This window comes from Pseudomonas sp. FIP_A4 (assembly GCF_036701605.1).
In the GTDB taxonomy this organism is placed as follows: domain Bacteria; phylum Pseudomonadota; class Gammaproteobacteria; order Pseudomonadales; family Pseudomonadaceae; genus Stutzerimonas; species Stutzerimonas phenolilytica.
The window spans coordinates 99,757-112,728 of sequence record NZ_JAYDXP010000119.1 but is presented as its reverse complement, the minus strand read 5'-3'; the positions used below and the strand labels follow the sequence as shown (position 1 = coordinate 112,728).

Genomic DNA, 12,972 nt, shown 5'->3' with positions numbered 1-12,972 from the left:
CGTTCATCAGGCCAGATCGCGCTTGGCGACCTCGCCCATAATCTGTTGCAGCACCTGCTCGATGGAAAGTGTAGTGGAATCCAGCTGAATGGCATCGACTGCCGGTTTCAGCGGCGCCACCGCACGCTGGGTATCGCGCTCATCGCGCGCCCGAATCTCCTCGAGAAGACTCGCGAGGTTAACATCATCGCCACGCGCCTTCAACTGCAGGTATCGGCGGCGTGCACGCTCTTCAGCGCTCGCGGTAAGGAAAACCTTGAGCGGCGCGTCGGGAAACACCACCGTGCCCATGTCCCGGCCGTCGGCGACCAGGCCGGGCATTTCGCGGAATGCCTTCTGCCGCTGCAACAGGGCCTCGCGGACCGCCGGCAGCGCGGCGACCTGTGAGGCGCCGGCGCCGACTTGTTCGTTGCGGATGGATTCAGTGACATCCTCGCCTTCGAGGATGATGACCATGCCGTGTCCGTCGTGTGCGCTATCGAACTGCACATCGAGGTGCGCCGCCAGGACCTTCAACGCTTCCTCATTGGTCAGATCGACGCCGTGGTTGCGCGCGGCAAACGCCAGCAGCCGATACAGCGCACCGGAGTCGAGAAATTTCCAACCGAGCTGGCCGGCCAGCAACGCCGCGACCGTCCCCTTGCCGGAGCCGCTCGGCCCATCGATCGTGATAACGGGAGCCGTAGCAATCATGATCCACCCTCCGCGTGCACGCGCATTCCGGCGCGTTCGGCCAGGGCGAGGAAATTGGGGAACGAGGTGGCGACGTTGGCACAGTCGTGAATGCGAATCGGCGCGCTGGCCCGCAGCGCGGCCACGCTGAAGGACATGGCGATACGGTGGTCGCCATGTGCCCAGACTTCACCGCCGCCCATCGGGCCGCCTTCGATGACGATCCCGTCGGGCGTCGGCTGCGCCTGTACGCCCAGGGTCTGCAAACCGTCAGCCATCACCTGGATGCGGTCAGATTCCTTGACCCGCAGCTCCTCGGCCCCACGTAGCGTGGTACGGCCTTGTGCGCAGGCCGCAGCCACGAACAGCACTGGGAATTCGTCGATCGCCAGCGGCACCAGCTCCTCGGGAATATCGATGCCCTTGAGCCCGACGGCCCGCACGCGGATATCGGCGACCGGCTCACCGCCGACCTCACGCCGGTTCTCCAGCGTGATATCGGCACCCATCAGCTTGAGGATATCGATCACGCCAGTCCGCGTCGGGTTGATGCCGACATGCTCAAGCAACACGTCCGAACCTGGCGCGATGCTCGCGGCCACCATGAAGAAAGCTGCCGAGGAAATATCTGCTGGCACCTCAATGTGAGTCGCGCGCAGTTTGTGCCCGGATGCAACCCGTGCGGTGCTGCCCTGCACATCCACCGGATAGCCGAAGCCGCGCAACATGCGCTCGGTGTGATCGCGCGTCGGCGCCGGTTCGGTGACGGAGGTCTGATCGGCCGCATACAGACCGGCCAGCAACAGACAGGACTTGACCTGTGCGCTGGCCATCGGCATCTCGTAGTGCATGCCCGATAGACGCTGACCGCCGCGGATCGTTAGCGGCGGGCGCCCGTCCGCCTCGGTCTCGATGACCGCTCCCATTTCTCGTAGCGGCTTGGCAACGCGATTCATCGGGCGCTTGGAGAGCGAGGCATCGCCGGTCAGTGTGGTATCGAAAGGCTGTGCGGCGAGCAGGCCGGCCAGCAAGCGCATGGATGTGCCGGAATTCCCCAGGTAGATCGGCCCCGGCGGGGCCTTCAGGCCATGCAGGCCGACACCGTGCACGGTCACGCGACCTTGCTGCGGCCCTTCGATGACCACGCCCATGTCCCGAAAGGCCTGGATGGTGGCCAACGCGTCCTCGCCCTCTAGGAAGCCTTCCACCTCGGTAGTGCCCTCGGCCAGCGAGCCAAGCATGATGGAGCGATGGGAAATCGACTTGTCGCCCGGTACGCGCAGCCGTCCCGCCAGGCTGCCGCCCGGATTGGCCAGGAAGATCAGATCATTGGAATGCATAACGTCCACATAGGCTCTGCGAGCCAGTATTTTGCTGAAATGTTCCCGGGCGGCGCGGGCGCGAGTGAACACGCCGAGCAGCTTGTGCCCGTCTCCTTCATCGACCGCGGCGCGCAACGCATCGAGGTCGCTACGAAAATCGTCCAGGGTGTGCAGCACCGCTTCGCGGTTGGCGAGGAAGATGTCGTGCCACATCACCGGGTCGCTGCCGGCGATGCGGGTGAAATCCCGGAAACCGCCGGCCGCATAACGAAATATCTCCAGGTTTTCGTGGCGCTTGGCCAGCGAGTCGACCAAGCCAAACGCCAGCAGATGCGGCAGATGGCTGGTTGCGGCAAGCACTTCATCGTGGTGGCGAACCTCCATGTGCTCGACATCCGCACCCAGCGCCGACCACAGCCGATGCACCAGTGCCAGGGCGGTCGGGTCGGTGTCGGCCAACGGCGTCAGTATCACCTTATGTCGGCGGAACAACGAACCCTGCGCGGCGGTGACTCCGCTCTGCTCGGAACCGGCGATCGGGTGCCCAGGGACGAAACGAGCGGGCATGCTACCGAAGACGTCGCGTGCACAGCGCACGACGTTGCCCTTCGCGCTGCCGACATCGGTGAGCACCGCATCGCCCAGGTCGAGCCTAGCCAGTTGCGCCAGCAGCTTTTCCATCGCCAGGATCGGCACGGCCAGCTGGATCACATCAGCATCGGCGCAGGCTTGCTCCAGAGTTTCGGCACAGTAATCGACCACACCCAGTTCGACCGCCAGCTCGCGGGAACGGGCGTCCAGATCGAAACCGACGACCTCGCGACACAGTTTCAGCTCCCGCAGTCCCTTGGCGAAAGAACCACCGATCAGACCGAGGCCGATGACCACCAACCGACCAACGAGGGGTTCGCGCGCAACGGCTGCCGAGGCTTTGCTCACTGGGCAAGCACCTTGTGCAATGCCTCGATGAAGCGCGCATTCTCCGCCTCGGTGCCGATCGACACGCGCAGAAAGGTCGGCATGCCGTAGCCGGCCAACGGCCGCACAATCACACCCTCCTGCAGGAGAGCATGGTTGATCGGCGCCGCGTCGCGTCCGAAGTCGACGGCAATGAAATTGCCTTTCGAGGGAATCCAGCGCAGGCCGAGCTCGGCGAACGCCGCTTCCAGCTGGCGCATGCCGGCGGCGTTAGCCGCGCGGCTGGCAGCCAGATACTCCGTATCGCCCAGCGCTGCGCAAGCGGCGGCCATGGCCAGACTGTTGACATTGAACGGCTGGCGAACGCGGTTGAGCACATCGGCGATTTGCGCTGAGGAAACGGCGTAGCCCACGCGCAACGCCGCCAACCCATAGGCCTTGGAAAAGGTCCTCGATACCAGCAGATTGGGATGCGCAGCGAGAAACTCCAGGCCATCCGGCAGCTCGCCGCCCTCGGCATACTCAATATAGGCCTCGTCCAGCACCACCAATACCGCCTCCGGTACGCGCGCAAGGAAACGCTCGAGCGCCTCGGCATCGAACCAGGTGCCGGTTGGGTTGTTGGGGTTGGCGATAAACACCACGCGGGTATTTTCGTCGATCGCCGCCAGCATGGCATCCAGGTCATGGCCGTGATCACGCGCCGGCACTACCTTGCCCTGCGCACCCACCGCCTGGGTCGCGATCGGATAGACCGCGAAGGCATGCGCGCTGAACACCGCGTTCAGACCCGGCGCCAGATAGGCACGCGCCACCAGCTCGAGTATGTCGTTGGAACCGTTGCCCAGCGTGATCTGATCGATCTGCAGCGCATAGTGTTGGGCCAGTTGCTGCTTGAGCACGAAACCATTGCCGTCGGGATAGCGGGTCAGCTCCGCCAGCTCATTGCGAATGGCTTCCAGCACACGAGGGCTCGGACCGAGCGGGTTCTCATTGCTCGCCAGCTTGACGATACCCGCCGGATCGAGGTTCAACTCGCGCGCCAGTTCATCGACCGGCTTACCCGGCACATAGGGAGACAGCTTTTGCACGCCTGGCTGCGCCAGAGCGAGGAAATCACAGGACATAGCTAAAAAGCCTCGAGCTTCGAGTCGCAGGCAGCAGCCGTCGCCGAACCATATGCGGCTTGAGCGCCAGCCTGCGGCTGCCTTTAAAGTACCGCCTTCGGATAGGAACCTAGCACCTTCAGTGCCACCGCCTCCTTCCCGATCTTCTCCAGCACATCCTTGATCAGCGGATCCTGATGATGGCCGAGGAAGTCGATGAAGAACACGTACGTCCACTTACCGCTACGCGACGGACGCGTCTCGATACGGGTGAGATCGATGCCATTGGCATGGAATGGCATCAGCAGCTCGTGCAAAGTCCCCGGCTTGTTTCGCATCGATACGATGATCGAGGTCTTGTCGTCGCCGGTCGGCGGTACTTCCTGGTTACCGATGATGAGGAAGCGCGTGGAGTTGTCCGGGCGATCTTCGATCTTCTCGGCCAACTTCTGCAGGCCATACAGCTGCGCCGCCATGTCGCCGGCGATTGCTGCGGAATTCCACTCGCTTTTCACGCGCTTGGCCGCATCGGCGTTACTGGAAACCGCCACGCGCTCGACGTTCGGATAATGCGAATCAAGCCACTTGCGGCACTGCGCCAGTGACTGGGCGTGGGAATAGATACGGGTAATGCGATCGGTCTTGGTCGTCTCGCCCACCAACAGATGGTGGTGGATACGCAGCTCAACCTCACCGCAGATGACGATGTCGTGCTCGAGGAAGCTATCCAGCGTATGGTTGACGGCGCCTTCAGTGGAGTTTTCTACCGGCACCACGCCGAAATTCACCGCACCGGCAACCACCTCGCGGAATACCTCGTCGATGGCCGCCATCGGCGTACTGATCACCGAGTGGCCGAAGTGCTTGAGCGCCGCCGCCTGGGAGAATGTGCCTTCCGGCCCGAGGTAGGCCACCCGTAACGGCTGCTCCAGTGCCAGGCAGGAGGACATGATTTCGCGGAACAGGCGGGCAATTTCCTCGTTATCCAGAGGACCCTTGTTCAGCTCCATGATGTGCTTGAGCACCCAGGCCTCACGCTCAGGGCGATAGAACACCGCCTGCTCGCCTTCGGCGAGCGTGGCGGTCTTCACCCGCGCCACCTCCTGGGCACAGCGGGCGCGTTCGCTGATCAGTTCGAGAATCTTCTCGTCGAGGCTGTCGATGCGCACACGCAACGCCTTGAGCTGATCGGCCTGGCTCATCAGCCGTGCTCCTTCTCGAACTCGCTCATGTAGGCGACCAGCGCCTCGACGGCATCCAGTCCGACCGCGTTATAAATCGACGCGCGCATGCCGCCGACCGAGCGATGGCCCTTGAGGTTGAGCAGCCCGCGTGCATCCGCACCGGCGAGGAAGGTCTTGTCCAGACGCTCGTCAGCCAGGCGGAACGGCACGTTCATCCAGGAGCGCGCGTTGATGCTGATGGGATTGGTGTAGAACTCGCTCGAATCGATGAAGCCGTAGAGCAGCTCCTGCTTGGCGCGGTTGCGTTGCTCCATCGTCTCCAGGCCGCCCTGCTCCTTCAGCCATTCGAAGACCAGCCCGGAGAGGTACCACGAGAACGTCGCCGGGGTGTTGTACATCGAACCGTTGTCCGCCGCGATCTTGTAATCAAGCATCGTCGGGCAGCTGGAGCGGGCGCGGCCGAGCAGGTCTTCGCGCACGATCACCACCACCAGACCGCTGGGACCGATGTTCTTCTGTGCGCCGGCGTAGATCAGGCCGAACTGCGACACATCGATCGGTCGCGACAGAATGTCGGACGACATGTCGACCACCAGCGGCGTGTCACCCAGGTCCGGCACCCAGTCGAACTGAAGGCCGCCAATGGTCTCGTTGCTGGCGTAATGCAAATAGGCCGCGTTGTCGCTCAGCTGCCACTCGTTCTGCCCGGGAATCGCGAAATAGTCGTAGGGTTTGGCGCTGGCGGCCAGGTTGACGGTACCGAAACGACGCGCCTCTTCCATGCTCTTGCGCGACCAGATACCGGTGTCGACATAGTCGGCGACGCCCTCTTCGGGCAGCAAATTCAGCGGAATCTCAGCGAACTGCTGGCTAGCGCCGCCCTGCAGGAACAGCACCTTGTAATTCGACGGAATCGCCAGCAGATCGCGCAGATCCTGCTCGGCCTTGCTGGCGATAGCGGTGTATTCGTCACTGCGATGGCTCATTTCCATCACCGACAGGCCGCGGCCCTGCCAGTCGAGGAGTTCCGCCTGGGCGCGTTGCAGGACAGCTTCCGGAAGTGCGGCCGGACCGGCGCAGAAGTTAAAGGCGCGTTTGCTCACGTCGTTTGCTCTCAATCGAATTTGATAACCAGCCATTCGGAACAACTCCCCTTCGCCAGGTGTGGCGAAGGGGCACCCACTCAAGCGGTCGCTTGCCGCCAGATCACTGCTCGTCGTCGGTAGGCACGACATCAGGCGACACGTCGCCAGCGCCGCCCAGCAACTCGTCTTCACTCGGTTCGGTGCTGATCACGGGCATCTCTTTCTCCAGCGCTTCCTCGTCGAGCAGCGCCTCGATGTCCTCCAGCACTTCCTCTTCGGACGGTTCCTGCACCCGCTCCAGGCCGACCAGGTGCTCACCCTTGCCGAGCTTGATCAGCGTGACACCCTGCGTGTTACGACCCAGCGACGACACTTCGTCGACGCGCGTGCGCACCAACGTGCCCTGGTCGGAAATCAGCATGATTTCCTCGCCCTCGAGCACCTGCACGGCACCGATCAGCGGACCGTTACGCTCGTTGGTGACCATGGCGATGACGCCCTGACCACCGCGGCCGCGGCGTGGAAACTCTTCCATCGCGGTGCGCTTGCCGTAGCCACGCAAGGATGCGGTAAGGATCTGCGCACCCGATTCCGGAATCAGCATCGAGATGATGCGCTGCCCTTCGGGCAGACGCATACCGCGCACACCGCGGGCGTTGCGGCCCATGATGCGAACCTTGCTTTCCTTGAAACGGATGACCTTGCCGCCATCGGAGAACATCATCACTTCTCGCGCGCCATCCGTCACGGCGGCGGCAATCAGGGTGTCGCCGTCCTCCAGTTTCAGTGCGATGAGGCCCGATGTACGAGGCCGGCTGAACTGCACCAGCGGCGTCTTCTTGACCGTACCCTTGGCGGTCGCCATGAAGATGTAGGCGCCGGTCGGCTCATCCCGACCGTCATCGTCGGCGTCTTCCGACTCGCTTTCATCCGCCTCGTCGTGCTCGATGACCAGCGCTTCGTCATCCAGCTCCTCGTCGCCTTCTGGCGCCTGCTTGCGCAGCGCTTCCAGATCGACCTGAAGCATGGCGGTGATACGCTCGCCCTCGTCGAGCGGCAGCAGGTTGACCAACGGTCGGCCGCGCGAGGTGCGCGATGCCTCGGGAATTTCGTAGGTCTTGAGCCAGTAAACCTTGCCCTTGCTGGAGAACAGCAACAGCGTGGTGTGGCTGTTGGCGACCAACAGGTGCTCGACGTAATCCTCTTCCTTCACCCCGGTCGCGGCCTTGCCGCGGCCGCCGCGGCGCTGCGCCTGGTAGGCGGCCAGCGGCTGTGATTTGGCGTAGCCGCCGTGGGAAATGGTGACTACGCGCTCTTCTTCCGTGATCAGGTCGGCCAGCGTCAGGTCCAGGCGGGATTCGAGAATCTCGGTGCGACGCGCATCGCCGAAATCGCGCTTGACGTTCTCCAGCTCCTCGCGAATGACTTCCATCAGCCGCACGGGGTTGGTCAGGATGCGGATCAGCTCGCCAATCTGAGCAAGGATTTCCTGGTATTCGCTGAGCAGCTTTTCGTGCTCGAGCCCGGTCAGGCGGTGCAGACGCAGATCGAGAATCGCCTGGGCCTGCTCCGGCGACAGGAAGTACTTGCCTTCGCGCAGTCCGTACTGCGGATCGAGATTCTCCGGGCGGCACGCATCGGCACCGGCACGCTCGACCATCGCCTCAACGGCGCTGGACTCCCACGCGGTGGAAATCAGCGCATCCTTGGCGTCGGCCGGCGTCGGCGACGCTTTGATCAGCGCGATGACCGGATCGATGTTGGACAGCGCGACCGCCTGGCCTTCGAGAATATGGCCACGCTCACGCGCCTTGCGCAGTTCGTAGACGGTACGCCGGGTGACGACTTCGCGGCGGTGACGAACGAACGCTTCCAGCAGCTCCTTGAGGTTCAGCGTGCGCGGCTGACCATCGACCAGCGCCACCACGTTGATGCCGAATACGCTCTGCAGCTGGGTCTGGGCATAGAGGTTGTTGAGGATTACCTCCGGCACTTCGCCGCGACGCAGTTCGATGACCACGCGCATGCCGTCCTTGTCGGACTCGTCACGCAGCTCGGTGATACCTTCTATCTTCTTCTCTTTCACCAGCTCGGCGATCTTCTCGATCAGCCGCGCCTTGTTCAGCTGATACGGCAGCTCGGTGATGACGATCTGCTGACGACCGCCGACCTTGTCGATGTCCTCGATATCGGCGCGCGCGCGGATATAGATGCGCCCACGGCCGGTACGATAGGCCTCGATGATGCCGGCACGGCCGTTGATGATGCCTGCCGTGGGGAAATCCGGACCGGGAATGTAGCGCATCAGCTCATCGATGCTGATGTCGGCGTTATCGATCAGCGCCAGACAGCCGTCGATGACCTCGCCGAGGTTGTGCGGCGGAATGTTGGTCGCCATGCCCACGGCGATACCGCTGGAACCGTTGACCAACAGGTTCGGGACTTTGGTCGGCATGACCGCCGGAATCTGCTCGGTGCCGTCGTAGTTCGGCACCCAGTCGACGGTTTCCTTGTCCAGGTCCGCGAGCAGCTCGTGCGCCAGGCGCGCCATGCGCACCTCGGTGTAACGCATGGCGGCCGCCGAGTCGCCGTCGACCGAACCGAAGTTGCCCTGGCCGTCGACCAGCATGTAGCGCAGCGAGAACGGCTGAGCCATACGCACGATGGTGTCGTAGACCGCCGAATCGCCGTGTGGGTGGTATTTACCGATCACGTCGCCGACCACACGGGCAGACTTCTTGTACGGCTTGTTCCAGTCGTTGCCCAGCTCACTCATGGCAAAAAGCACGCGGCGATGCACCGGCTTCAAGCCATCGCGCGCATCCGGCAGCGCCCGCCCGACGATGACGCTCATGGCGTAATCGAGGTAGGACTGCTTGAGTTCGTCTTCGATATTGACCGGGAGGATTTCTTTGGCCAGTTCGCCCATGGAAGCCTGGTTCCTTTTAGTCAGCAGGGTCCTGCGATAAGCGCGGAATGGTAACACAAGGCGGGGAGTCGCTGGAGGCCGACGGCGTAACGAAGAAGCATGCCGGATGGCCTGCGACGCGGATCAAAGACTGTCGTGCCGCGAGCGACATTCAATGCAGCCGCCTATGACTCAGCAGTGCCTCGATACCTGCGGTGCTTGGGCGCTCGACCACGCCTTTCTCGGTGACGATCACGTCGATCAGGTCGGCCGGCGTGATATCGAAGACCGGGTTGAAGGTTTCGACATCCGCAGCACAGCGCTGGCCGTTGACCTCCAGCAGTTCCGTACCGGCACGCTCCTCCAGCGGTATGTCATCACCGCTTTCCAGCGTCAGGTCGATTGCCGAAGTCGACGCCACCACCATGAAGCGCACACCGTGGTGCATGGCCAGGACCGCCAGCGAGTAGGTGCCGATCTTGTTGGCAACATCGCCATTGGCGGCAATGCGATCGGCGCCGACGATGATCCAGCTGATAGCGCGAGTTTTGAGCAGGTGCGCAGCCGCCGAATCCGCATGCACGCACACCGGGACACCTTCGCCCTGCAGCTCCCAGGCGGTCAGCCGCGAGCCCTGCAGCCAGGGACGGGTTTCACCGACATAGACACACTCCACCAGGCCGCCGAGATGCGCGGCGCGAATCACCCCCAGCGCCGTGCCGAATCCGCCGCTCGCCAGTGCACCGGTATTGCAGTGGGTGAGCAGATTCTGCGGACTGCCCCGGTGCTTGCGGATCAGCTCCAGGCCGAACTGCGCCATCGTCAGGTTGGCTTCGCGATCGCTGGCGTGAATCGAAGCGGCCTGAGCTTCGAGCGCTACCAGCGGGTCTTCTCCCGGCTTGAGTCGTTCCAGCCGCTCGCGCATCTGCCTCAAGGCCCAGAACAGATTCGCCGCGGTCGGACGCGACTCGGCCAGCAGGCGGAAATCCTCTTCCAGCGCCAGGCGCCAGTCACCCTCGTTGGCAAGGCGCGCGCGCAGCCCCATTGCCAGTCCATAGGCGGCGCAGATTCCGATAGCCGGCGCACCGCGCACCACCATCTCGCGGATCGCGCTAGCCACGTCGGCGGCGGTATCGCAGGTGTGCCAGATCTCCTGCATCGGTAGGCGGCGCTGGTCCAGCAAGCGCAGTCGCCCCTCGCACCAGTCGATCGACTTCACCTTCTCCGTCGCCAGCAAGCGCTCGCGCATGACCTTCCCTCTGCACTGGACAAAAGCGGGCGATTATACGCCGATGCCCTTTCGCTTGGCTCGAAAGCAAACACATCGCCAGCATTCGCATGCGCAAAAAAAGGCCCGCATCTCACGATGCGGGCCTCGACCTGACGAAGCGTGTTTCAGTGCGCCAACAAGGAACCTCCCACCTTGCCAGCCAGCTTCTCCGGTTTGATCAGGAAGCGCGCCAGTGCCGGCAGCAGCCAAAGGGCGCCGAACATGTTGACGATGAACATGAAAGTCAGCATCAGGCCCATGTCAGCCTGGAACTTGATCGCCGAGAACATCCAGGTCGCCACGCCGATCGCCAGGCACAGACCGGTGAACAGCACCGCCTTGCCGGTGGACTTGAGCGTTTCGTAGTAGGCCTCCTGCAGCGGCAGCCCGGCACGCAGGAAGCTTTCCAGGCGGCTGTAGATATAGATGCCGTAGTCCACGCCGATACCCACACCCAGCGCAATCACCGGCAGCGTCGCGACCTTCACGCCGATACCGAGGAAGGCCATCAGCGCATTGCCGAGAATCGAGGTCAGGATCAGCGGCAGCACGATGCAGATCGTGGCAGCCAGCGAGCGGAAGGTGATCAGGCACATGCCGGCCACGCACAGGTAGACCAGGATCAGGATGATCAGCTCCGACTTGGCAATCACCTCGTTGGTGGCGGCCTCGATACCGGCATTACCCGCGGCTAGCAGGAACTCCAGCCCTTCGCGATTGTTCTCCTCAGCGAACGCCTCAACGGCCGCAACCACTCGCTTGAGCGTCTGGGCCTTGTGGTCATTGAGGAACACCATTACCGGCGCCACGGAGCAATCGGAGTTGTACAGCCCCTCGGCGCGGGAAATCGAGTTATTGAGCACGTCCTGGTTGCGCGACAGCGTTTCCCATTTCAGGCTGCCCTCATTCATCCCTTTGATGCCCTGCCGGGCAACCGAAACCATGGAGACCGCCGACTGCACACCCTCGGTGTTTTCCATCTTCCACATCAGCTCGTCCATTGCCGAAAGCGTGTCGTAGTGCGAGCAGCCCTCAGGAGCGGTTTTGACCATCACCACCAGCACATCGGAACTGGTGGAGTAGTTGCGGATGACGAAATCGTTGTCCTGGTTGTAGCGCGAATCCGGACGCAGCTCGGGCGCACCCTGATCCAGGTCGCCCACCTGCAGATGCTGTTTCTGGTACCAGAATCCACCGACCGCCACCAGCAGCGCCAGCACCACTGAAACCGGTGCGACCGCCGGGTGCGCGAAGTTGGACAGCAGACGCCAGAACGGGTGGTCGCTGACGGCATCCTTCTTGCTGCGCGCGACCGCCTTCTTGCTGATACCGATGTAGGAAATGGCCACCGGCAGCAGGATCAGGTTGGTGAAGACGATCACCGCCACACCGATGGAAGCACCGATCGCCAACTCGCGAATCACCCCGATATCGATGATCAGCAGCGTGATGAAGCCCACCGCATCGGCCAGGATGGCGATCATGCCCGGCAGGAACAGCTGGCGGAATGTGCGCCGGGCGGCGGTCAGCGCATCGTCGGCATCGCTGGACTGCTGCGCGATGCCGTTGATCTTCTGCACACCGTGGGAAATGCCGATGGCGAAGATCAGGAACGGCACCAGCATCGAATAGGGATCGAGGCCGAAACCGACCAGATGCATCAGCCCCAGCTGCCAGCCCACCGCGATCAGCGTGGTGATCAGCACCGCGATGGTGCTGCGGATGCACCAGGTGAACCAGTAGAGCAGGACCAGGGTGATCAGGAAGGCGATGGCGAAGAACGCGACGACCATGACCAGACCGTCGATCAGATCCCCGACCTTCTTGGCGAAGCCGACGATATGGATCTCGACGTTGGGGTTCTGCGCCTCGTATTTGTCGCGAATCTTCTCCTCGAGCTCATGGGAGAACTTCTGGTAATCCAGCTTGATCTGCCGGCTCTGATCGTTCGGATCGGAGTACGACTCCTGCAGCGGCACGTCGATGATGGAGGAGCGGAAGTTGTTCGCCACCAGCCGGCCGATCTGGCCGGACTTGAGCACGTTGTTGCGCAGCTCGTTCAGGCTTTCGGCGGAACCATCGTAAGTCTGCGGGATCACCTCGCCACCGTCGAAACCCTCCTCCGTCACCTCGGTCCAGCGCACGCTTGGGCTCCAAAGCGACTTCATGCCGGAGCGGTCGACGCCTGGGATGTAGAACGCCTCGTCATGGATCTGCCGCAGCGTTTCCATGTACTCCTGAGTGAAGATAGTGCCTTCCTTCGCCTCCACCGAGATGCGCACGGTGTTGCCCAGGTTGGCCAGATCGTTGCGAAACTCGATCATCTTCTTGATGTATGGATGACTCAGCGGAATCATCTTTTCGAAACTGGTGGACGGGCGAACCTGCGTCGCCTGGAAGAACAGGAAGATGCTCGCCAGCAGACACAGCAGAATCACGACCGGCCGGTTGTTGAAGATCAGGCGCTCAAGAAATGTTGCCTTGTCCTGGTGATGCGAACTCATGGT

General features: G+C 62.7%; 8 protein-coding genes. All 8 read right to left on the bottom strand.

Going from position 1 to position 12,972, the window contains the following annotated elements; translation table 11 throughout:
* Positions 1-6: 6 nt before the first annotated feature.
* Positions 7-693, bottom strand: a complete 687-nt coding sequence (cmk, locus tag U8L64_RS05725; RefSeq protein ID WP_054094799.1) for a (d)CMP kinase — start codon at positions 691-693, stop codon at positions 7-9.
* Positions 690-2,933, bottom strand: a complete 2,244-nt coding sequence (locus U8L64_RS05720) for a bifunctional prephenate dehydrogenase/3-phosphoshikimate 1-carboxyvinyltransferase (protein WP_333394751.1) — start codon at positions 2,931-2,933, stop codon at positions 690-692. Before U8L64_RS05720 ends, cmk begins: the two co-directional genes overlap by 4 nt.
* Positions 2,930-4,039 (bottom strand): histidinol-phosphate transaminase, encoded by a 1,110-nt coding sequence (hisC, locus tag U8L64_RS05715; RefSeq protein ID WP_333394750.1) that lies wholly within the window; start codon positions 4,037-4,039, stop codon positions 2,930-2,932. Before hisC ends, U8L64_RS05720 begins: the two co-directional genes overlap by 4 nt.
* 83 nt (positions 4,040-4,122) lie before the next feature.
* The gene (gene pheA, locus U8L64_RS05710; RefSeq protein WP_043298526.1) at positions 4,123-5,220 is read right to left on the bottom strand and encodes a prephenate dehydratase; all 1,098 of its coding nucleotides are present in this window, start codon (positions 5,218-5,220) and stop codon (positions 4,123-4,125) included.
* Positions 5,220-6,305, bottom strand: a complete 1,086-nt coding sequence (gene serC / locus U8L64_RS05705) for a 3-phosphoserine/phosphohydroxythreonine transaminase (protein ID WP_054094802.1) — start codon at positions 6,303-6,305, stop codon at positions 5,220-5,222. The genes pheA and serC overlap by 1 nt, the downstream gene beginning before the upstream one ends.
* Positions 6,306-6,408: 103 nt before the next feature.
* Complete coding sequence (gene gyrA, locus U8L64_RS05700; protein ID WP_333394747.1) at positions 6,409-9,216, bottom strand: DNA gyrase subunit A; 2,808 nt, start codon at positions 9,214-9,216, stop codon at positions 6,409-6,411.
* A gap of 151 nt (positions 9,217-9,367) precedes the next feature.
* Positions 9,368-10,444, bottom strand: a complete 1,077-nt coding sequence (mtnA, locus tag U8L64_RS05695; protein ID WP_333394745.1) for an S-methyl-5-thioribose-1-phosphate isomerase — start codon at positions 10,442-10,444, stop codon at positions 9,368-9,370.
* Between the two features lie 146 nt (positions 10,445-10,590).
* Positions 10,591-12,969, bottom strand: a complete 2,379-nt coding sequence (locus U8L64_RS05690; RefSeq protein ID WP_234302270.1) for an efflux RND transporter permease subunit — start codon at positions 12,967-12,969, stop codon at positions 10,591-10,593.
* Positions 12,970-12,972: the final 3 nt, after the last annotated feature.